The sequence below is a fragment of the Lactobacillus sp. UBA5813 genome, assembly GCF_002417895.1.
Lineage (GTDB): Bacteria > Bacillota > Bacilli > Lactobacillales > Lactobacillaceae > Lactobacillus > Lactobacillus amylolyticus.
Genome location: NZ_DICZ01000042.1, coordinates 1 through 23,087, shown reverse-complemented (window position 1 = coordinate 23,087; position 23,087 = coordinate 1). Strand labels below are relative to the sequence as shown.

Here is a 23,087-nt window from a genome sequence, read left to right as displayed (position 1 = left end):
ATTTTTCAAAGTATATGTAACTTTGATTGTCTTAGCAGCCTGAACTTGGTTATTGTTTGCATCTGCGATGCCAACAGCACCCAAGGATAACAGGATAACAGTGAAAAGTAAACCGAGCTTTTTAACTAATTTATTCATTTTTAATCCTCCAAGAATTTTGATTTTTATTTAATTGGGCATGCTCCGCCTTCACAATCGGTTTGACCAACCAATTCAAGGTCTTTTTTATCATCGTTTTGCTTCATGAAGACTGCTTCAACGTCTCCCTTGATTTGAGCAGCTTTTTCTTCATACTTTTCTTTATTAATTGGCTCTTTTGGAGCTTGTTTTAAGCTGCCGCCGTAGTATGGAAGAAGTGAAGTTGACTTGATGATGTGACGGTATTGATGAAGAAGTGGGGCAATTTGCTTGCTTTCACCATCTTGGAAGGTAACGGTACATGATACAGCGTTATCTGACCAGTAGGTTTGCAAAAATGCTTGCGTAGCAAATTGTTCGCCGATTGATACAGTACCAGCAGATGCAAATTGCTTGCTGTCAGCGTTAGCAGCACGAAGTGGAAATTCTACACAAATAGTATTCTTAGTGTAGATATCAGGTTCAGTGTAGTAACCACATTCCTTAAGGGCTGGCAATAATGGGTCAGAAGCTTGGAATCTAATTCTTTGGATCAAGTAGCGAGCGTAGTGGAAGTGCATCCCTTCGGAAACACCTGCAAGTTTAGCTACAGTACCTGAAGGCTTAACAGTTGTGTGCTTGATTGAAGTGTTGCAGCCTAAAACATCGCTGTAATCTTTATCAGCTTTAACAACTGCTTTGTAAAGGCCATCGAAGGTCTTTACGATTTCTGGATCATAGATTGGCTTCTTAATTGCTGCACCAGTTTCAGGATCTTTAGCATCTTCCCAACCGGTAACAACACGGTGACCAAAGCGTGACAAGATCCAGTCTTGAATACCAGACATTGAAATACCGATACGACGATTCTTTTGAATAATCTTTCTTGATATTTCCCAATCGTAGTGACTGAAGGTTACACGCTTAGCAAAACGAGCAGCTAAAGCAAAGACTTCTTTTAAGTCCCAGCCTTGTTTTTCAGCAACATAAGGGAAGACTTCAAACAAGTTGCATGGTTCACCGTTAGATAAGGAAATTTCGCCACATGGGTTTGTTCCTTCGACGTTATCATCGATGCCAGCTTGGTAACCATCGGCAATTCGGCCGTAGTTGCGAGAAAGTTCAAGATTAACAACGCCAGGTTCACCATTATGCAAAATTCCGTCGGCAATTGGACCGTAATTATCGAATTTAGAATCAATTGCAACACTGTTATTTGATGCCCAACGGTGGTGGTAAAGCTTATCTTTATCTTGCTTCATCTTAATGAAGTCTTGGTCGTCATTTGAACCCAAAGCAAGTTCAGCAGAACGACGAACGTTACCAGCAACAACTGTCTTACCAATCAAGTTGCAGATATCAGTTGCGTCAACGGCAGTTAATTTTTCACCGGCCTTAGGATTGATAACCTTATTAATATCAAAGAACATTTCAACTAAAGGCATTGGACCTGAAGCAGTGCCGCCGAAGCCATGAATCTTAGTACCGTAAGGGCGAATGTTGCTGATATCTAAGACTAACTTCTTTTTGCCCTCAAGATTAGTAGCATTGAAGTGCATATCAATCAGTCGAGCATTTGCCAAAACCCAGCCTTCGCGAGTATCAGGCAATTCGTAGTAAACGTAATCGTCTTTATCTTGATTTTGCTTTTGCCATTCTTCTTTATCAGTAGCACCTAATTTAACAGAAGCATCATATGATTTGCTCTTTTTATCGATAACTACTGTTAAATCGATCTTTTGATCAACTTTAGGAATTTGCTTAATGTTGTCTTTTACAACTGAAAAGCCAACGCCGCCGCCCTTCATTAATTGATCGAAGAGGAATGAAAATGGCATTGAAACAGCTACATCTTTTTGGCTTAAATATGATGGTCTGATATGACTATCGCCATAATTTTGTGGACGAATAGCGATAAACCAGCAGTTATTCAAAGAATCACCGTTACGCTTTTGGTAGTCAGTACCGGAAATCCAAAGGTTACGACCGGATGGTGTAGCAGATAGACCATAGATTAAGCGGAACAATTTTTGAGCTTCATTGGTTAATTGAGCAACAACTTCTTCAGAAGGATTGTCGTTTAATCGCGGATCGAGATTAATGTTTCCTTCAATTACTCGTTTAACAGTTTCGTCCCAGTTTTCAGAACGGTTTTTGTCGTTTAACCAGCGAGAATAGGTTCTCTTATAAGTGACCCAACCTAATTCACCCCAATGGGGCTTAACTTCTTGTTTTACTTGATCAATAAATTTTTGATCTAATTTAATGACTTTCATCCCACAACTCTCCTATATAATTTAGTTACAAGTGTTTCACAAATACACAATTTGTTGATGACAGAATTTAGAATACCACAAGATATTGTGTTGTAAACAAAAATATTTTAGCATGATTAAGTCCAAAAAATGTAATTCGTTGTCTCCGTAAAGATTTATATAAGAAAAAAATCGTACATAATTAAGAGAGATATCTGAGATTTTTTAATGGTAAAAATCTCAGAAGAAGTGTGTAACAAAAAGATAGTAGTTTTCTTTGTAATTTATTAGGCATAAAATAGGGCTCAAGCATCGTATATCCACAATTAAGGGAGGTTTATTTATGGAAAATGCTTGGCAAAGATTCAAGCAAAACGTACCGCTTAGAAGATTTGTGGTCTTGTTGGTAATCGTTGCTCTTTTATATGAGATGCGAGCAATGATGAACACAATTTTGCTAACTTTTATTTTTACTTATCTGGTTGTTCATTTAATTAGGTTGGTTCAAAGACATATTCCAAAAATTCCATCGGGTGTAATTGTGTCAATCACATATATTTTGATTCTGCTGTGTCTATACTTCGCTGTAACGATTTATTTGCCGATGCTAGTTAAACAGATCGGTAAGATGTTTAAATCCGTCTTGGCCTTTTATGAGAGCGACAGCATGACAGGAATTATGCGATACGTAAGCCGCTATGTTAATAGAAATGAATTGGTGACTCAAGCTAAAACAGGGATGAGCGTCATGATGAAGACGTTAACCAGTGTTGGTACTTTAACGGTTTCGATTTTCATGTCACTAATTTTAAGTTTCTTCTATACGATTGAATTGAAGAAAATGAATGAGTTCTCTAATTTGTTTGTAAAAAGCGGAATTTTTAAGTGGTTCTTTGAAGATGTCCGCTATTTTGGCAGAAAGTTTACGAATACGTTCGGGGTTGTCCTTGAAGCACAGTTTTTCATTGCCCTCTGCAATACCGCATTAACAATGATTTGTTTAGCCTTTATGAAAATGCCGCAAATTATTGCATTAGGATTAATGGTCTTCATTTTGAGTTTGATCCCAGTTGCTGGCGTGATCATTTCACTGATTCCATTGAGTATTATTGGTTATTCAGTTGGCGGTTTTCGGTACGTAATTTATCTTTTTATCATGATTATGGTAATTCATGCTATAGAAGCATATATTTTGAATCCAAAATTTATGGCTAGCAAAACGGAACTGCCAATTTTTTACACCTTCCTGGTTTTGCTTGTCGCAGAACATTTTTGGGGGATTTGGGGTTTGATCGTCGGTGTTCCAATTTTTACTTTCTTATTAGATGTACTAGATATCAAATCTTCATATAAGAGTAAAAAAAAGCAGGCTAAATAATGAGAGCTTTATTAACAGGAGATAGCATTATTGCTCGTCATGAAGGGATGCAAGAACCTATTCTGAATTATGAACTTAAACGAAGAGATCCTGATCTGCTTTTAACGAATACAGCTGTTTCAGGAATAAATTCGGGTGCTTTCTTTGCGCGTCTTAGCGAGCTGGTCCTAAAGCAAAAGCAGCATGATGTTTTAGTTATTTTGCTAGGAACAAATGATTTGGCGACACATAAGCAAGTGACTATCAGGCAGTTCAAAAACAATATGGAATTAATTGTTTCAGCAGTTGTATGTGAATACTGGCCACAATATGTTGTATTGATTTCACCTCCGGCTGTTGATGAAAAAAAGCAGCTGGTCAGGAATAATCAGTTAGTCAAACAATACAGTACTGCTATTTCAGAAGTTGCTGAAGAATATGGGACGCACTATTTGAATCTAGCACAAGCGATGATTGAACACGGAGATTTGTCCCATTTGTGTCACGGAATAAAAAATGACGGCCTTCATTTTGGAGCAGCCGGGTATCAACTATTGGCAGATTTATTGTTTGCTCAATTAAAAAAGATAAAAAAATAAAAGTCCGGAAATTCTCCGGACTTTTTCGTTGTTTTCATAAATTATTTCATTGCTGCAAATACTAGACCACCTACTGCTAGCAGAGCAAGAAGTGGAATTAATAAATATGCGAAAAATGCTGCAATAATGGCAACTACAATTAAGAAACCAATAATTTTGATTATTCCAATTCCTAATTTAAAGAATAACCATAATAAAAATAATACTAATAAAAATGAAAGCATCTTGTACCTCCGTTTTCTTTATAAAAATATTTTACCCGCTAATATAGAAAAAAGGAAAGGATCTTAGCACTAATTTAAATTTTTAGTCAGTAAAGTATTGCAAGATGTCATCTTCAGTTAGTTTTTGTCGTTTTTCACCACTAACGTCCAAAACAACTTTACTGCTGTTTAAGATAATGGTTCGATTGCCATATTTAAGAGGGTCTTTTAATTGGTGAGTAATCATAACGCAGGTTAATTTTTGCTGTTGGACGACTTTGTTGGTTAATTCCAATAGTTCACGACTGGTATTAGGATCAAGTGCCGCAGTGTGCTCATCAAGCAGGAGCAGTTTTGGCCGCTGAATGGTCGCCATAAGGAAGCTGAGAGTTTGTCTTTGACCACCTGATAGATTACCAACAAAAGTATTTAAACGCTCATTCAGGCCGTTAGGGAGCTGCGCTGTTTCACGTGAAAACATTGGCAAATGCTTGTCTAAACCACGCATTTTTAGTCCGCGATGTTTTCCTCTTTTAGTAGCTAGAAGCAAATTTTCGGCTACAGTCATTCTTGGAGCCGTTCCCATTTTGGGATCTTGAAAAACCTGAGCGATATATTTTGCACGCTTAACTTCGGACAAGTTGGTAATATCTTTTTCATCTAAAATTACTTTTCCAGTTGTAGGTGCAAGTGAACCGTTAATGATATTAAGCAAAGTAGATTTCCCGGCCCCGTTGGTACCAAGCAGAGTGACGAAATCGCCATCGTTAAGTTCAAGATTGATATTTTTTAAAATTTGTTTCTGTTCACCATTGCCAATATTGACAGTAGTGCTGATATTTTGAAGTTTAAGTTTACTCATGGACGTTCAACTCCTCGTTTTAATAATTGATGAATATGGAATTTTTCTTGGAAAAGTGGGAGCATCAAGCAGATTGCTAAGATGATGGCAGAGATTAGTTTGAAGTCATTAGTGCTAAAGCCTAATTGTAAAACTACTAATAAGACCAAACGATAAAGAATGCTGCCAACGACTACAGCGACAAGCCGTGCCGTCAAACTCAAGTTGCCATATACGACTTCGCCAGTGATAATTGCGGCCAATCCGATAACCATAGTACCGATCCCCATGTTGACGTCAGCGTAGCCACCATTTTGTGCTAGCAAACCACCAGCTAAGCCAATCAGACCATTAGAGATCATTAAACCTAAGATTTTCATATTGTCAGTGTTAATGCCGAGTGAACGTGCCATGTTTTCATTGTCGCCAGTAGCGATAAATGCTTGACCTAGATCGGTATTTAAAAAGGGTGCTAGCAAAATTACGATTGCAATTGCAAAAATTAATCCAACTACGATAGTGGGAAAATTGGTTGGTAATTTTTTAAGCAGACTGCCGTTAAGCAAAGTTGCGTGATTAAGCAAGCCTACATTTGCTTTACCTAAAATTTGCAAATTAACAGAGTAAACACCAGTCATCGTTAGAATTCCGGCAAGTAAAATTGGAATTCGACCTTTAGTATAGAGCAGTCCAGTGACTGCCCCAGTAATCATGCCGGCGATAAAGGATAAGAAAGTTGCGACAAACGGATTGATACCATAAACTAATGCAGAAACGCAGATAGCCGCACCGAAGGGAAAGGTTCCTTCAACAGTCATATCCGGAAAGTTTAAAATTCTGAATGAAAGATATAGTCCCAATGCTAAAATGCCCCATAACAGACCTTGTCCTATTTTTAAGACCAGCAGCTTTAAAGAAGGCTAGAGCTGAATTTGCGGAGAATAAGATTTCTCGTGAAGATTTAACTAAAGTTGAAGATGAAGAAATCACTAAGTTGGTAAAAAAGGAAGAAGAAGCAGGATTAAAGATCGTTACTGATGGCGAATTCAGAAGAAGCTACTGGCACCTTGATACATTTTGGGGCTTCGGCGGTATCAAACATACTAAGCAAGAACACGGCTATTTCTTCCATGATGAAGAAACACGTAATGATTCGGCTCAAGTAGAAGGCAAAATTAAATTTACAGGTGATCACCCAGACTTAAGAGCTTTTAAGTTTTTGAAATCAATTACTGCTGACAGTGATGTTATTCCTCGTCAAAGTATTCCTGCTCCAGCTCAATTCTACGCTGAACTTGTGCGTGATCCTGAAAATGTTGCAGCAGTTAAGAAATATTATGATAGCGAAGATGAGCTCTTCGATGATATTGGCAAAGCTTATCATGATTTGATTATTGCCCTTTATAATGCAGGATGTCGCGATATTAAGTTGGACGATTGTACTTGGGGCATGGTTGTCGACGATGATTTTTGGGCAACAATGGTTAAGCAAGGATTCAAGCGCGATGAACTTGAAGAAAAATACTTACGCGTTAACAACAGTGCCTTGCATGATTTGCCAGAAGATTTAAGAGTTTCAACTCACATTTGTCGTGGTAATTATCATTCAACTTGGGCTGTTAAAGGTGGTTATGGTCCAGTAGCTAAATATGTTTTTGCTCAAGAAAAAGTTGATGTTTTCTATTTGGAATTTGATAGTGAAAGAGCCGGTGGTTTTGAACCAATCAAGGAAGTTCCTGAAGATAAGGAAGTAGTTCTTGGCTTGATTACAAGCAAGAAACCAGAGTTGGAAAATCCTGATGATTTGATTGCACGAGTAAAATCAGCCAACCAATACCATGATTTAGATAACTTGGCATTGAGTACTCAATGTGGTTTTGCTTCAACAGAAGAAGGTAATCATTTAACTGAAAAACAAGAGTGGCAAAAAATTGCAGTAGTTATCAGTACTGCAAAAGAGATTTGGAGATAGTTTTTGATTATTATATAGATATATAGTTAGAAGATAAGGAGATTAATTATGGCTAAGGTTGAAAGTTTTACATTAGATCATACTAAAGTTAAGGCACCTTACGTTCGCTTGATTACCGTAGAAGAAGGACCTAAAGGCGATAAGATTTCTAATTACGATTTGCGTTTGGTTCAACCAAATAAGAATGCAATTCCAACTGGTGGACTTCATACGATTGAGCACCTTCTCGCTAGTTTGCTTCGCGATCGTTTGGATGGTGTAATTGATTGCTCACCATTTGGCTGTCGTACAGGCTTTCACTTAATTGTTTGGGGCGAGCATTCAACTACTGAAGTTGCTGAAGCCTTGAAGTCATCACTTGAAGAAATTCGTGATACGATCACCTGGGAAGATGTTCCAGGAACGACGATCAAGACTTGCGGCAATTATCGTGATCACTCGTTATTTACTGCTAAAGAATGGTGCCGTGATATCTTAGCTGAAGGCATTAGTGATGATCCATTTAATCGTCATGTGATTTAAAAGCAAAATTCAATCTACATATGAAAAGCATCTCCAATGGAGGTGCTTTTTGATTGCATGTTATAATGACTTTTCTAGCAATTATAGAAAGGATCAATTTATGCGCTACAAACAACTTATTTTTGACGTGGATGATACTTTAATTGATTTTGCAGCAACAGAAAATTTTGCATTGCATAGTTTATTTGATGCACATCATTGGCAGCTGTCAAATGAACTTCAGAACCAATACCATGCTTATAATCAAGGCTTGTGGCGGGATTTGGAGCAGGGTAAAATAAACTATGATGAGTTAAGTGAAAAGTGTTTCCGTGTCTTTTTAAAAGACCATCTTGATATTGACGTGGATGGCAAAAAGACCATGGATGAATTTCGCTCTTATTTCGGTGAAGCACATCAATTATTGCCTGGTATTGAAGATACGTTAAAATTTGCTAAAAGACAAGGCTATAAACTAACAATTCTAAGCAATGGTGAGAAATTTATGCAACGTCACCGCTTAGAGTTAGCAGGAATTAAAGACTATTTTGATCTCATAGTTACATCTGAAGAGGCACATTATCAAAAGCCAAATGAACATGCCTTTGATTATTTCTTTAGTCGAACTGAGATTGGCCCAAATGAAACACTATTCTTTGGCGATGGCTTGCAATCTGATATTTTAGGTGCGGAACGTTACGGCTTTGATAGCATCTGGTATAATCATCGCCATCGTAAAAATACTTTGAATTTGCATCCTTTGTTTGTAGTGGACAACTATCCTCAGTTTGTTGAACTGATGAAAAACGATTTTAAAAAGAAATATTAGTTTCACGTGTAACACAAAATTACCAAATCAAAATAAATGAAACTTATGATTTTATCCACTATAATTAAGTAAGTAGCAACTATGATATTTTGAAGAGGTAAATTATGTTAACAGATACCTACACTTTAAATAATGGCATAAAAATTCCAATTATTGGTTTTGGGACATGGCAAACTCCAAGTGGAGAAGTAGCTAAAGAATCAGTTTTAGCAGCCTTGAACAGTGGCTACCGTCATATTGATACTGCGGCAGCTTATGGTAATGAAGAAAGCGTTGGTGAAGCAATCAAGGCGAGCGGTATTAACCGCCATGAGTTGTTTGTTACCACTAAGCTTTGGAATGCCGATCACGGTTATGATAAGGCTAAAAAAGCAATCGATACCAGTTTGGAAAAACTAGGTTTAGATTATTTGGACTTGTATTTAATTCACTGGCCAAATCCAGCTGCTATGCGTGATAATTGGGCAGAATTAAATGCTGAAAGCTGGCAGGCAATGGAAGAAGCAGTTAAGGCTGGCAAAATTCGTGCAATCGGTGTTTCCAATTTTAGAAAAAAGCACTTGGATGAATTAATTAAAACAGCAGAAATTAAACCTGCGGTTAACCAAAATTACTTAAATCCGAGTGATATGCAAACTGAATTGACTGCTTATAATACAAAGCTCGGCATCTTGAATGAGGCTTATAGTCCATTAGGTACTGGTGGCTTGCTTGGCAACGATACTATCAATGAAGTTGCTCAAAGCTATGGTAAATCCCCAGCGCAAATTTTAATTCGTTGGTCTTTGCAACATAAATTCTTGCCACTTCCTAAGTCAGTGCATCCAAAATATATCGCTGCTAATGCTGAAGTTTTTGATTTTGAAATTAGTCCAGAAGATATGAAGAAGCTTGATGGGTTGCATGGTGTTGCTAAATTAGCCAACGATCCGGATAAAGTTACATTCTAAATTAAAAATAAAAATGGATCTGAGATTTCAGATCCATTTTTATTTAAGCTTAAATGATAATTTAACTGGATTATGATCGGCATAACGGTAATCAGTGTTAATATTGACAGCTTTAGCCGAGACGTTTTTGGAAACAATGAAACCATCACCGACTGTTTGATAATTAACTTTAGGATTATATTTCATATCGGTAGACCGAACAGTAGCCACATTTTCACGGTTGGTCGCCTTGACCATGATGAAATCTTTAGGCAACATTTTTTGACTTAAAACCGAAACCCAAGAAGGAATCTTTTCTTGATGATCGAAATGGGTCAGCATGTCCTTTCCTAAAGCATGATTAAAGTCACCGCCAACAATTACGTAATTACCGGCATGATATTCTTTTTCAATTACTTTAGATAGTAGTTTCATTTGTGCCTTTCGCATTTTTCCGCCTTTATCGTAAGCGGACATATGGCTGTTAATCATAATTAAATTTTTGCCATTATTAATTGGATAGCGCATAACTGTGAAGCAGCAGTCTAGATCCGTAAATTTTGAAATAAAGGCACTCGTTACAGGGAACTTTCGTCTGACTGCACTTTGCATGTCATATTTGCTCATGCTAAGCAAGCCGGACTGAACACTTCCGTGTGGATCATTGAGAGTCCAGAGCAGGTAAGCACTGTGAAAATTATTAGCAAAAGTATAATCGTAATCATTAAAGTGTTCTTCAACCATTTTTACTTGATTGACATAGTGACTGCGAGTGGAATGAGTATCGATTTCTTGGAAAAGCATGAAATCAGGATTGAGCTTTTTCATAGTCTTGATTACGCCGTTAGTTGAATCAAGCACTGCTTGTTTAGAAAAGGCCGTTCCGCGAGTACCTTGGGTTTTGGTACCATTTTTTAATTCACCTTTATCCATGAAAAAACTAAATTTTTGATTATATACACCAAAACCTACGTTATAAGTTGTTGCAGTAAAGTTTTATTTAACTGCAACTTAGCTGCTTGATTGTTGCCAATTGCTAATTTTTGATTATCAGGGATGCGATAGGAATGTGCTTGCATGTAACCGGACATAGCAACCAATTGCAACTAGTAAAACAATGATAATACCAATAAGCGTAAAACTAATTCTCTTAAAAATTTTCATTCTTTACCTCAACACCAAAATACCAATTTATTATAGCAAAGCGTAAAATTATAACTATAGGAAGTGAGTATATTGTGAAAGAAATTACGGCAGGCATTGTTGCTCACGTTGATGCTGGTAAGACTACTTTGTCTGAAGCATTGCTTTATGAGGCGGGAAACTTAAGAAAATTAGGACGCGTAGATAATGGAAATGCTTTTTTGGATCCTGATGAATTGGAGAAAAAAAGAGGAATAACCATTTATTCGCATGAAGCACAACTTCAATTGCCAGATTTTAAATTAACTTTGCTTGATACGCCAGGTCACATAGATTTTGCGGCACAAACCGAGCAAGTAATGAGTGTATTGGACTATGCCATCTTAGTTATTTCAGCAACAGATGGTATCACTAGTTATACGCGCACGCTCTGGAATTTGCTAAGACACTATGAGATACCGTGTTTTATTTTTATCAATAAAATGGATGCTCTCGGCGTCGATAAAGAGAAAATTATTGCAGATGTTCAAAAAAATCTGGATGATAGTTGTTTTGATTTTTCAAAAAGTGATGCTGATTTTTATGAGAATATCGCTACGGTTAATAAAAAATTATTTGATCAATATCTAAATGAAGGCAAAATTGCAGATGAGCAGATTAAAAAATTAATTGCTGAAAGGAAAATCTTTCCAATTTACTTTGGCTCTGCGTTAAAACTAACTGGTGTAAAAGAATTCATTGCGGGAATTAAGCAATGGACAAAAGAAGCTGAAAAATCTGATCAATTTGTAGCAAGAGTTTTTAAAATATCCCATGATGAAAAAGGCAGTCGTTTAACGTGGCTGAAAGTCCTAGGGGGACAGTTAAAGGCAAAGACAGAACTTTTTCCAAAAGAAAAAATTGATCAATTGCGTGATTATGACGGCAGCAAATATCAAATCGTTTCTGAGGCCAATAGTGGTGAAATTGTCACAGCAACTGGTTTAAATTCAACTTATCCTGGTCAGGGCATTAATATTGCTGATATTTATAATGGCCTGCGACCGGTTTTAACTTATCGTGTAAATCCTGGTGAAAATGATATTTATAAATGCTTGGATGCTTTGAAAATTTTGGAAGATGAAGATCCTGGTCTGCATATTAAATGGTCAGAGCAATTACAAGAGATTCATTTGCAAATTATGGGTAAAATTCAGTTAGAAATTTTACAGCAGGTTTTAGCGGACCGTTTTGATTTAAACATTACTTTTGATCAAGGCAGTATTTTATACAAAGAAACTATTACTCAAAAGATTGAAGCAGTAGGGCACTTCGAGCCTTTGCGTCATTATTCTGAAGTACACCTGTTGTTAGAACCAGGAAAAGAAAATAGTGGTCTGATTTTTGCAAATGAATGCAGTTTAGAAGTTTTGGACAAAAACTGGCAGCATCAAATTATGACGGCCTTAGATTCTAAGGAACATCTTGGCGTACTAATTGGTGCGCCGATCACAGATATGAAGATTACGTTAATTGGTGGACGAGGCAGCAATGTGCATACGGTTGGTGGCGATTTCCGCGAAGCGACATATCGGGCTGTACGTCAGGGATTGATGGAATTAAAACAAAAAGGTGCCTGTAAACTGCTTGAACCATGGTATGATTTTCGACTGGAAATTCCGGCAAGTCAAGTGGGACGTACACTCAACGATATTCAAAGAATGAGTGGCAAGTTTGAAAGTCCTCAAGATAATGGAAAATATACTACGATCATAGGACAAGCACCTGTTTCAGAGATGCAAGATTATGCTAATGAAGTTCACAGTTATAGTCATGGTGAAGGATATTTGGAATGCGTCTTTTCAGGTTATTGTGAATGCCATAATAGTGAAAAAATTATCACTGAGAAAGATTATGATCCCGTTTCTGATTTAGAAAATACCCCTAATTCAGTCTTCTGTTCACATGGGGCAGGACATACAGTAACTTGGAATAAGGTTCCAGAAGCGGTGCAGTTTCCATATGTTTACCCATTAGATTAAAGGAAAAATAGAAAAAGAAGAAAGCGTTGAACTTAATGTTCAACGCTTTTTAGATGAAATTCTAAATGATTTTTAGAACTTGTTCTTGTCCAATGCAACTGGAGAATCTGGCTTTTCACCATTGATCATCTTCAAGTTGTTGTCAAATGCCTTAACAACCATGTTACGTACAGCGTGAGTGGTGTAGAAGGCGGTGTGTGGAGTTACCAAAACGTTTGGACGGTCAATTAAGTCAGCCAAACGGTCATCTGGGAACTTCTTACCTTCCCAATCCTTGTTGAAGATACCAACTTCGTCTTCGTAAGTATCCATAACGAAGCCGAAGATCTTGCCTGAGTCCAAACCACGGATTACAGCATCAGTGTCAACAAGTGGACCACGTGAGCAGTTTACAATTACAACGTCGTCTTTCATTTTCTTGATTGAGTCGTCGTTGATCATGTGAACGTTAGCTGGAACATCTGGAACGTGAAGTGAAATTACATCAGCTTGCTTGTACAAGTCATCAAGTGAGTCAACGTAGTAACCCTTCTTTTCAAGTTCTGGGTTCTTGAAGATATCGTAAGCAATAACCTTTGCGCCGAAACCTTCCATAATACGCATAAATACTTGACCAATGTGACCAGTACCTACAACACCAACAACTTGGTCACGAACTTCACGACCAATAGTTGGAGCCCAGCGTAAGTCACGTTTAGCCATCTTTTCGTCCATGCGCTTGTCTTGACGTAATACACGTGCAGCTTGAATAGCAGCATGTTCAGCAATAGCATTTGGTGAGTAAACAGGAACGTTGGTAATTTCGAAGCCTAATTCCTTAGCCTTGTCCATATCAATGTTATCAACACCAACGTTACGTAATGACATCTTAGTTACGCCAGCATCTGCTAAAGCTTGAAGAGTATCAGCGGTGTAATCTAATTGTTGGTAAACAACAACACCATCGGCACCCTTAGCTAACTTAGCAGTTTCAGGAGTCAAAAGTTGATCAGTGAAATCAACGTCGATATCCTTGTGAGCTTCTTTCCATTCGTTCAAGAATGGTTCTTCGTCTTTACGAATAGCGTAAGCAAAAATCTTTGTCATAAAATTCTACCTCCGTAAAAATTAATAGTATGACCGTTTTCTATTATACACTTGAGTTTGTGTGACAAAACACAAAAGCGTTTCTTTTTTTAGAAAGGAAAAATAATTATGCAAATTAACCAAAATTGGCTGAAACAATTGCCGATAAAAAACATAATTTCCTGTCAATCTGTTCGTGGTGGTGACATCAATTTAGCTTATAAAATAGTGACGCCACAGCAACAATATTTTATGAAAGTTCAGCCTAAACATTCGGCTAAGTATTTCGATCATGAAAAAAAGAGGGCTAAAAGAAATTGCACAAGCTGGTGTTAATACATTAACGCCAATTCATAGTGGACAAATTGAAGGTGATGCCTACTTGCTTTTAAATTGGTTAGATGCTGATGTGGACAGCCAAAGAGATTTGGGATATGAAGTGGCAAAGCTTCACATGAAACATAATGATCAATTTGGTTTTGGCGATAAATATGAAACTAAGATTTTGAAAAAAGACAATCAATGGAATAGCAGCTGGGCAGATTTTTATCTTAATCAACGTGTGATGCCTGAGGTCAATTATGCTAAGAAAGTTGGTCGTTGGAATGATTTTAGAGAACATCATTTTCAAAATATGATGGAAAATTTTCTAGATTATTACAGCAAAAATCAGGTCTTGCCGAGTCTGTGTCATGGTGATCTATGGTTTGGCAATGTCATGTTTGCAAATGGAAAACCATATTTGATTGATCCGGACGCTGTTTATGCCGATCGTGAATTTGATTTAGCCATGACCACTGTTTTTGGTGGTTTCAACCAAGACTTTTATCAGGCTTATAGTGAAATCTGTCCATTCAATCCAGGAATAGAAAAGCGGCTTCCATGGTATCGCTTCTACTATCTTTGCATGCATCTTGACCTGTTTGGTGAAAGTTATGGCGATGAAGTTGATACAATTTTAGCGCAATTCTAAATTTTTTATTAAGGGATAAATTAGCTAGTGACGCGATGTCACTTTGTTGATATTATATAGACATAGCAGAAATTGTTAAGCCTGAAAACAAGAAAGGTGGTTTTATAGCTTAAAAAACTAAGAGTAAGAAATCTTAAATTCTTATACTTACATCTCAAATACGCAAGCTGTGTGATACAAACTAAATCATCCTAATCTCTACAGTATTACACGCATAAGCTTGCATCATTTATAGAGAAGACTTAACTTTCTCGTTATTCTCATTCAATACAACTCCCTTTAAAAAGCTCAGTTTAGAAAAAATCTATGCTGAGTTTTTTTCGTTATAATAAATTTATAAAAGTAAGGGAGAATACACAATGAAATTAATTTCATGGAATATCGATTCACTTAATGCAGCATTAACAGGGCAGTCTACTCGTGCTCTAGAAACGCGTAAAATTCTAGAAAAACTTCATGATGAGGCACCTGATGTATTAGCTATTCAAGAAACAAAGTTGCCTGCTACAGGCCCTACGAAAAAGCATCAGACTATTTTGAAAGAAATGTTTCCTGAATATAAATATGTTTGGCGTTCATCGGAAGAACCTGCCCGAAAGGGTTATGCCGGTACAATGTATTTATATAAAAAAGACCTAGAGTTAAAAGCTTCTTATCCTAAGATTGGAGCTCCAGAACCAATGGATTCAGAGGGCAGAATAATTACGTTAGAATTTCCAACATTTTTTGTGACTCAAGTTTATACTCCGAATTCTGGAAATGGCTTAAAGAGATTAGCCGATAGACAGGTCTGGGATCAAAGATATATTGAGTATTTGCAGCAATTGGATAAGCAAAAGCCAGTATTGGCCAGTGGTGATTTTAATTGTGCGCATACACCGATTGATTTAAAGCATCCAGAAAACAATCATCATTCAGCTGGCTTTACTGATGAAGAAAGAAAAGATTTTACACATCTTCTTGATGCCGGCTTTACTGATTCATTTAGAAAAATAAATGGCAACGTTGAAGGTGTTTATTCCTGGTGGGCACAGCGAGTAAGAACGGCCAAGGCAAATAACTCAGGCTGGAGAATTGATTATTGGCTAACTAGCAATCGAATCGCTGATAAAATAAAGTGGTCTGAAATGATAGACACGGGAAAAAGAGCAGATCATTGCCCGATTTTGCTTGATATAGACTTATAGTTAAAAATCTGAAAAGCATTCACAATGAATGCTTTTTATTATTGGTCTAATAGAGTAAAATAAATCTCCGAAAAGTTTGTTTAAGGAGGAGCAACCCGTGGGGGAAGAAAAAGAAAACTGGGCATTAGAGCAGGATCTTAAATACAATCGATTAACTGCGTTTAAGCTCTTCGCAATGACTAGTTCAATGGTTATTTCTGTTATTGAGTTGGCACTATTTGGGAAAACAGGCGCAACAGCATTATTTTATTTATTAATTGCTGGTATTTGCTGGTTTATACCAATTACACAAATGGCCGGAGAAATGGCCTCGATTGATGGCTGGGGAAAAGGCGGTATTTTTACTTGGGTAAAAGGCAACTTAGGCGATCGTACCGGTTGGACAGCCATGTTTTTACAATGGATTAACATCACAGTAGGTATGGACACGATGATGTATGTCATTATCGGTGCGCTGTCAATTACGTTTAATACGCCTTGGTTTAATACGACACCGCCTGCTCGGTTTATCTTAATGATGATCATCCTTTGGGGTGCGACTGCGATTCAGGTAATTGGAGTTAGAAAAATTGGTCGTATCGCTGAATGGCTGTTTATTATAGGAATTGCAATTCCAGTAATTTGTATTATCATTGCCTTCTTTGTTTATCTTGCACAAGGGCATCCACTTCATATGCAAATTAATTGGCAAACAGTTGTGCCACATCATTTAAATAGCAGCACCTTGGCTGCATTTGTACCGTTCATGTTGGCATTCTGTGGTGGTGAAGCATCCGCACCACATGTTAAGAATTTGGAACATCCACGTTACTATTCACGTGTAATGCTGGGCTTAGCTTTAACTGCAATTTTATTTGATTTACTTGGTTCGATGGCAATCGGAATGACAGTGCCTAAGAGTGAAATTCAAAATAGTACTGGCTTTGTTTATACTTACGGTGTATTGCTTAATTCAATTGGCTTGCCAGGTGATGTCTTAAACAAAATTGTGGGCGTTATGCTGGCTTGCGGAATTATCGGTGAGCTAGGTAATTGGCTTGCCGGACCAAATCAAGGAATGTATGAAGCTGCTAAAGAAGGTTATTTGCCAAAGCTTTTTGCAAAGGCAACCAAACACGGCGTTCCTTTACGCTTGATGGTTACGCAATCGTTAATTGTTACTATAACTGCAGTACTAATTACTTTTAGCAGTGGTAGCAATGCCGACTTTGCATTTAATGTTTCCTTAGCAGCTACTACCGCCCAGTATTTGATGGTTTACCTAATAATGCTGATTGCCTATATTGTTTTGAAACATAAGCATGAGGACTGGCATAGAGCTTATTACATGAATAAAAGTGCAAAGATTAGTATTGCAATTTCATGCTTAGCGTTTTTAATTACAGTAGTTGCGTTCTTTGTAACCTTTACACCGGCCGTAGGCACACTAGCCAAGATGCAGGGAATATACGTTACGAGTTTAATCGGCATGTGTGCAATTAGTGTGATTATTCCTTTAATTTTGTATCATTTTAAAGATCATTGGCAATAAGAAAAAAAGAGATCCAATTAGTTGGATCTCTTTTTTTAGTTGAGTAAAATTATAATTGAGGTGTTTTAATGAATAAAGCTTTGAAAGATGCAATTTTGAACGGTTTATATGATAGTCATTTCCCGGGACATGAATTATACGGCCCACGATTGCTCGAAAACGATAAAAACGATAATATTTGGCTCACCCTTAGACGTGAATTGCTGACTTGTCAAAGCTTTACTTGGGCTGTTGCTTTTATTACTCAGGACATGTTGGTTCCATTGAAAGTTGTTTTAGCAGATTTAGCTAAAAAGCATGTAACAGGTACCTTAATTACGGGTGATTATTTAGGCTTTAATGAACCAAATGTATTTGCAGAATTAACAAAAATACCAAATTTAAAGGTAAAAATAGCTGACCAAACGAATTTTCATGTAAAAGGATATCTGTTTAAATATGAAAATTATGAAACAGTTGTAATTGGAAGTGCAAATTTTACACGCGCGGCTTTGCTGGCAAACTGCGAATGGGCTTTAAAAGTTAGTTCTACCGAGAACGCAGCTTTAACTAAACAAATATGTCGGCAACTGCAAAAATTAGATCAAGAAAGTGCGCCTTTGACTTCAACTTGGATAATGAATTACCAGCGACAGTGGAAAAGACCTAATTTTCAAAAGATTACTGCGAAAAATATTACCCAGGAAATATCTCCAAATAAAATGCAAAAGAAAGCTCTGCAAAATTTGAATGAATTGGTTGCAGCGGGACAGAAAAGAGGTTTAGTTGTTTCTGCTACTGGTACTGGAAAGACCTATCTTGGAGCGTTTGCTGTGAAGGATTTTGCACCTAAAAAATTTTTATATATTGTTCACCGCAGACAAATTGCACAAAAATCATTATCCAGTTTTCGAAAGGTTATTGCTGGCAAAAAGGCAGATTACGGGCTTTTATCAGGAAATGTGCACGAATCAAATTGTAAATATGTTTTTGCAACTGTCCAAACTTTGACTCAAAAAAACGTTTTGAATCAATTTGATTCTGCAGAATTCGATTATATTTTAATCGATGAGGCTCATCGCTCAGCTTCACCGAGCTATCAACGAATTTTACATTATTTTAAGCCAAAGTTTTGGCTAGGTATGACTGCGACTCCTGAACGAATGGATAAGCAAAATGTATATAAGATTTTTGATTATAATTTAGCTTATGAAATTCGTTTGCGAGATGCGCTTGAAGAAAAAATGCTGACGCCATTTCATTATGTTGGCGTTCAGGACTATGAACAGAATGGTCAGGTAATTGATGAGACCACGAATTTACGCTATTTAACTGCAGATGAACGGGTGAAGTATATTCTCAAACAGATGAATTATTATGGCTATTGTGGTGCAAAAGCTTGTGGTTTGATTTTTTGCAGTCGTCAAATTGAAGCTAAAAAGCTTGCAGTCAAATTTATCCAAAAAGGTCATCCAGCCGTTGCATTGACTAACGAAGACAGTGAAGCAGATAGACAGAAAACAGTAAAACAGCTAAAAGAAGGTTCTTTAGAATATATTGTTACGGTTGACTTGTTTAATGAAGGTGTAGATATTCCAGAACTTAATCAAATTATCATGCTTCGTAATACTCAATCAAGTATTGTCTTTATTCAACAGCTTGGCCGTGGCTTGCGAAAATATCCGGGAAAAGAATTTGTAACTGTTTTAGATTTTATTGGTAATTATCGAAACAACTACTTAATTCCGATTGCGTTAAATGACGATACGAGTCGTAGCCGCGATTTGGCACGCAGAGAAACAAAATTGCCTACTTTTGTTGGACTATCAACTATTAACTTTAGTCAGATTGCTGCTGCTAGGATTTTACAATCCTTGGATAAAGTAAAGCTTGATGGTTTGCGAGAATTGCGTCAGGCATATACTGAATTAAAGCAGAAAATAGGACGACCGCCACTGTTATTGGACTTTGCACATTACGGTTCAGTTTCACCGCTTGTTTTTGCAGAAAATCGTTCATTAAAACATTATGGCAACTTTTTGCAAAAAATGGGTGAGAAGCTTGTATTAACAAAGTATGAGTCTCAAGTATTGGCTTTTATCACCAAAGAATTAGTGAATGGAAAACGACCGCATGAACTCTTATTGCTGAAGTTGCTACTACCGAAAACTAGCATTTCTAACGAAGAATATTGTACAGAATTAGATCGGAATGGAGCTTATCATACTTCAGAACTATTACATTCGGTTGATGATATTTTGACTCTATCATTTTTTGATGTAAAATCCGGGAAAAGTACAAAAAAGGCAGAATACGGTAATTATCCACTAATTGAACACGATCTTTTAAATTATCGTCTTTCTTTAAAACTCACGGATGCTTTACAGGATAAAGACTTCCGAATGCTATTTGTAGATGCGATTAAGACGGGTTTGCTTTTGAGTAAAAAGTATCGATCTGATAAACAGTTTACTTTATATAAGCAATATGATCGGGAAGATGTCTGTCGTCTTTTGAATTGGCCTCAAGATGTGTCAGCTCCTATGTATGGCTATCGAGTGGGAAATAAAGAAACGCCGATTTTTATTACCTATAAGAAGGATTCAGATAAAAAGCGTAATGCCATTTATAATAATTCATTAGCAGACGGCTGCAGTTTACGTTGGTATACACGTAGTCCACGCCATATTGCTTCTCCAGAAGTACAAAAATTACTGCACAATAGTCAGATGAAAATTCATTTGTTTGTTAAGCAAAATGATGCAATGGGCAAAGAGTTCTTTTATTTGGGACAAGCAAAAATTCAAAAAGATACTGTAAAAGAAGAAAAAAATTGGGCCAAAAAAGAAGGCAGCGGTTGGCATGAACTTGCTTCTATCCACGCCATTATCGGCCTCAATGTATGATTTGTTGTTTACAGAATAAAAGCACTGCGTAACTGCAGCGCTTTTTTTATTTACTAGTGAAAGTATTGGTTTTAATATGATTCAAAATTTGATATCCAACTGCTTTTACAGATGCTTCACTGTTATCGGTTTGATTTAGAAACATAATTAAACCATTTTGATTATCAGTAGTCATCTGGAACCAGTTGCCAAAGTGATTGCCAGCAATATTACCATATGCCATTTTCAAATTATCATTGTTTTTAAGATAGATTCCACCAGAATAGTTGGAAGTTGCATTTTTACTGGTTAAATGAGTTAAATAATGAAAATCCGAACTGCTTAAAATTTGACCATTAGTTAAACCAACTTGAATTTTATAGTAGTCCATTGGAGTTGAAAACATGTCTCCCGTTCCTGGCATTTGAGAAGCAAGCTGTTTTTTAACATAGGCAGCCTTCGTATAGTTCTTTCCACCATTTGAATAGTAAGAAATCGAATCAGTTTTGTTTGAAGGAATATCCTGATATAGGTAAGTATTCGTTAAACCAAGTTTTTTGACTATTCGTTGATTAAAATTAGCTTGATAAGATTTACCTGTGACTGCTCGGATGATACCAGCCAGTAAAATATAATTTGTATTGTTGTAGTAATAAGTACCGACAGTACCCTCTGAGGAGGAATTAACGTTGTTTACTGCCCATTGAATCGCACTGGCTTCAGAATAAGTTTTGCCACGATAAATTTCAGCTCCCGTAGCTCTGATTCCAGAGGTATGAGTCAACAAATTTCCAACGGTAATTTTGTTAGCGTTAGTCATGTCAGGATACCAACGTGAAATTTTGGTGTTTTGAGTAAAACGTTGGCTTGTTTTCAAATTTTCATTAATTAATTGAACGATCATTGCAGCCGTTATGACTTTTTGCAATGAGCATACCGGATAGACTACTTTAGAATTTCCGTTGCCAATTCTTTTACCGTACCAGGCATATCCAAAACTAATTTGCTGAGGGACACCATTTTTTATAATTACCGCACTGCCACGAACATGATTTTGATTCATAGTATTGCGGACAAATTGCCGCATCTCAGCTTGATCTGATTGAGTAGTATTATTGCTCGCAGCTTTAATATAAGTAACAGGGGCTGCTATTGGACCGATTAGTCCGATTGCAGTAGCTAAGGCTAAAAATTTTTTATTCAAATTGTTTTTCCTCCTCTTGCAGTAGCTAAGGCTAAAAATTTTTTATTCAAATTGTTTTTCCTCCTCGAAAGACCTGGCTACATTATAGAACTTAAATAATACGAAAATATTTTATAATGATTAAATTTTAATGATATTTAATGATTGATTTGATCAAATAACGTGCAAAGGGTATGCCGCAGCAACGGATCATGAGCGTATAAATAGCAGCCATGAATGCCGCGCTTAAATAAAACATTTAATGAATTCATTACCATTTGCTTTTCTAATTGTTCAATTTCTACTGGATCTGTTAAATCAGTTCTCTTTTTAAACATTTCAGTATCTGTCATTTTATCAAGGTTAACCTGTAGACGATTTTGTCCTTGAACTTGGCTAATCGGTGGCCCGATTATGATACCGGCGTAGTTAAGATCGAATCCCTGACATGTATAGATCGAGCCAACCTCGTTGATCGTAGCAGGGATCTCTGCCCAAGGTGTTGCTGTGTAGTTGTATTGATCCCAAGGCATTTTAAAACTTCCTTCTTTTATATAGTGTTTGCCACCATCTAAAATGGAGGGATAGCCAGAGGTAGATAAAATACGAGACAATCCAACTTCTGCATTTCGCTTAACTATTTCTTGACGCATTTTTTCTGCATCATCATAAATACGAAAGTCATAATTTCTTCTCGCATCAGTAGGTAATTTAGTTAGCTTGCCAGCTGTAAAATCATTAAACCATTTGATTAGATCATCTGAAGCAGTCATTCTAAATTGATGCCGTAAAAAGTAATCTTGATGAGGATAGCGATGAGAATTTTTTGCTCATTAGTAAGTGCATTAAAAGGAAATAATTTTTTTATAGCTTCATTAATCATCAAGATGCCTCAATTTTTATGAAAATAATTTATAGAAAGAAAAAACTATGGCAGCCCAAAATATTATTCATGATCAAATGTTTTTACAAAGAAAATCTCAGCCGGCCACCAAGGCAGATCTTAACATAGCAATCGATTTGCGTGACACATTAATTGCAAAAAGAAATTTGGCTTTAGGCTTAGCTGCAAATATGATTGGTAAAGATAAGAGAATTATTGTCTTTTATGTTGGACCATTGGCGATGGTAATGATCAATCCCAGAATAATTGATAAAGAAGAAAGGTATATCACAAAAGAGGGATGTTTATCTTTAAGCGGAGAAAGAAGTACGAAAAGGTACAAGAAAATCCGCGTAAGTTTTCAGACCATGAACTTTGAAAATCGAACTCAAGAGTTTGACGGGTTAACCTCAGAAGTAATTCATCATGAAATAGATCACTGCGATGGAATATTGATTCAAAAAAGTTAATAAAATGATTGACTAAGACAGAGAAAGAGGGTAATATATTTAACTGTCGTCAGGAGATGACGACAAAAACAAAATAAAAAAACGCTTGACAAAAAATCAAGCAGCGAGTATTATTAAATTTGTTGTCATGAAGGCAACGAGGTAGTACTTTGAAAACTGAACAA

The 23,087-nt window shown here is 36.7% G+C and carries 16 protein-coding genes and 4 pseudogenes; 12 read left to right on the top strand and 8 right to left on the bottom strand.

Annotation, left to right across the window (positions count from 1 at the left end; all coding sequences use genetic code 11):
• Positions 1-164: 164 nt before the first annotated feature.
• Positions 165-2,393 carry a ribonucleoside-triphosphate reductase, adenosylcobalamin-dependent gene (gene nrdJ, locus B2008_RS07390; RefSeq protein ID WP_281828508.1) on the bottom strand — a complete coding sequence of 743 codons (2,229 nt, stop codon included), beginning with the start codon at positions 2,391-2,393 and terminating at the stop codon, positions 165-167.
• Positions 2,394-2,715: 322 nt separating this feature from the next.
• On the opposite strand from nrdJ, the gene B2008_RS07385 reads away from it, so the two are divergent.
• Positions 2,716-3,750, top strand: a complete 1,035-nt coding sequence (locus B2008_RS07385; protein ID WP_281828509.1) for an AI-2E family transporter — start codon at positions 2,716-2,718, stop codon at positions 3,748-3,750.
• Complete coding sequence (locus tag B2008_RS07380; RefSeq protein ID WP_281828510.1) at positions 3,750-4,328, top strand: GDSL-type esterase/lipase family protein; 579 nt, start codon at positions 3,750-3,752, stop codon at positions 4,326-4,328. Before B2008_RS07385 ends, B2008_RS07380 begins: the two co-directional genes overlap by 1 nt.
• 41 nt (positions 4,329-4,369) lie before the next feature.
• Here the strand turns inward: B2008_RS07380 and B2008_RS07375 are convergent, their stop codons facing one another.
• The 3 genes from B2008_RS07375 to B2008_RS07365 form a co-directional block, all read right to left on the bottom strand.
• The gene (locus B2008_RS07375; protein WP_281828511.1) at positions 4,370-4,552 is read right to left on the bottom strand and encodes a hypothetical protein; all 183 of its coding nucleotides are present in this window, start codon (positions 4,550-4,552) and stop codon (positions 4,370-4,372) included.
• An 82-nt stretch (positions 4,553-4,634) separates the two neighbouring features.
• On the bottom strand, positions 4,635-5,393 hold the full coding sequence (locus B2008_RS07370; RefSeq protein WP_281828512.1) for an ABC transporter ATP-binding protein: 759 nt from the start codon (positions 5,391-5,393) through the stop codon (positions 4,635-4,637).
• Positions 5,390-6,280 carry an ABC transporter permease gene (locus B2008_RS07365; RefSeq protein WP_281828524.1) on the bottom strand — a complete coding sequence of 297 codons (891 nt, stop codon included), beginning with the start codon at positions 6,278-6,280 and terminating at the stop codon, positions 5,390-5,392. Before B2008_RS07365 ends, B2008_RS07370 begins: the two co-directional genes overlap by 4 nt.
• Here B2008_RS07365 and B2008_RS07360 point away from each other — a divergent pair.
• The 4 genes from B2008_RS07360 (at position 6,214) to B2008_RS07345 (ending at position 9,624) form a co-directional block, all read left to right on the top strand.
• Positions 6,214-7,344: a 5-methyltetrahydropteroyltriglutamate--homocysteine S-methyltransferase gene (locus B2008_RS07360; RefSeq protein ID WP_281828513.1), complete on the top strand. Its 1,131-nt coding sequence runs from the start codon at positions 6,214-6,216 to the stop codon at positions 7,342-7,344. The genes B2008_RS07365 and B2008_RS07360 overlap by 67 nt on opposite strands.
• A 48-nt stretch (positions 7,345-7,392) precedes the next feature.
• Positions 7,393-7,866 carry an S-ribosylhomocysteine lyase gene (locus B2008_RS07355; protein ID WP_281828514.1) on the top strand — a complete coding sequence of 158 codons (474 nt, stop codon included), beginning with the start codon at positions 7,393-7,395 and terminating at the stop codon, positions 7,864-7,866.
• 100 nt (positions 7,867-7,966) lie between these two features.
• Entirely contained in the window at positions 7,967-8,674 is a 708-nt protein-coding gene (locus tag B2008_RS07350; protein ID WP_281828515.1) for a YjjG family noncanonical pyrimidine nucleotidase, read from the top strand.
• 104 nt (positions 8,675-8,778) lie between these two features.
• A complete protein-coding gene (locus B2008_RS07345; protein WP_281828516.1) occupies positions 8,779-9,624 on the top strand; it encodes an aldo/keto reductase in 846 nt (281 codons plus the stop codon).
• Between the two features lie 39 nt (positions 9,625-9,663).
• Here the strand turns inward: B2008_RS07345 and B2008_RS07340 are convergent.
• A pseudogene (locus B2008_RS07340) lies at positions 9,664-10,767 on the bottom strand (endonuclease/exonuclease/phosphatase family protein).
• A gap of 74 nt (positions 10,768-10,841) precedes the next feature.
• Between B2008_RS07340 and B2008_RS07335 the strand changes: the two are divergent.
• Entirely contained in the window at positions 10,842-12,767 is a 1,926-nt protein-coding gene (locus B2008_RS07335; RefSeq protein WP_281828517.1) for a GTP-binding protein, read from the top strand.
• A gap of 72 nt (positions 12,768-12,839) precedes the next feature.
• On the opposite strand, the gene B2008_RS07330 is transcribed toward B2008_RS07335, so the two are convergent.
• The gene (locus tag B2008_RS07330) at positions 12,840-13,853 is read right to left on the bottom strand and encodes a D-2-hydroxyacid dehydrogenase (protein ID WP_281828518.1); all 1,014 of its coding nucleotides are present in this window, start codon (positions 13,851-13,853) and stop codon (positions 12,840-12,842) included.
• A gap of 108 nt (positions 13,854-13,961) precedes the next feature.
• Between B2008_RS07330 and B2008_RS07325 the strand changes: the two are divergent.
• The 4 genes and pseudogenes from B2008_RS07325 (at position 13,962) to B2008_RS07310 (ending at position 20,427) form a co-directional block, all read left to right on the top strand.
• Positions 13,962-14,805, top strand: a pseudogene (locus B2008_RS07325) (fructosamine kinase family protein).
• A 359-nt stretch (positions 14,806-15,164) separates the two neighbouring features.
• On the top strand, positions 15,165-15,992 hold the full coding sequence (locus B2008_RS07320) for an exodeoxyribonuclease III (protein WP_281828519.1): 828 nt from the start codon (positions 15,165-15,167) through the stop codon (positions 15,990-15,992).
• 97 nt (positions 15,993-16,089) lie between these two features.
• Complete coding sequence (locus tag B2008_RS07315) at positions 16,090-17,523, top strand: amino acid permease (protein ID WP_281828520.1); 1,434 nt, start codon at positions 16,090-16,092, stop codon at positions 17,521-17,523.
• Positions 17,524-17,591: 68 nt separating this feature from the next.
• Positions 17,592-20,427 (top strand): annotated as a pseudogene (locus B2008_RS07310) (DUF3427 domain-containing protein).
• 27 nt (positions 20,428-20,454) lie between these two features.
• Here the strand turns inward: B2008_RS07310 and B2008_RS07305 are convergent.
• Both B2008_RS07305 and B2008_RS07300 read right to left on the bottom strand, forming a co-directional pair.
• Positions 20,455-21,591: a serine hydrolase domain-containing protein gene (locus B2008_RS07305; RefSeq protein ID WP_414672002.1), complete on the bottom strand. Its 1,137-nt coding sequence runs from the start codon at positions 21,589-21,591 to the stop codon at positions 20,455-20,457.
• Positions 21,592-21,728: 137 nt separating this feature from the next.
• Positions 21,729-22,391 (bottom strand): annotated as a pseudogene (locus B2008_RS07300) (DNA/RNA helicase domain-containing protein); the annotation flags it as partial.
• 109 nt (positions 22,392-22,500) lie between these two features.
• Here B2008_RS07300 and B2008_RS07295 point away from each other — a divergent pair.
• On the top strand, positions 22,501-22,923 hold the full coding sequence (locus B2008_RS07295) for a peptide deformylase (RefSeq protein WP_281828521.1): 423 nt from the start codon (positions 22,501-22,503) through the stop codon (positions 22,921-22,923).
• The last annotated feature ends 164 nt before the right edge of the window (positions 22,924-23,087 follow it).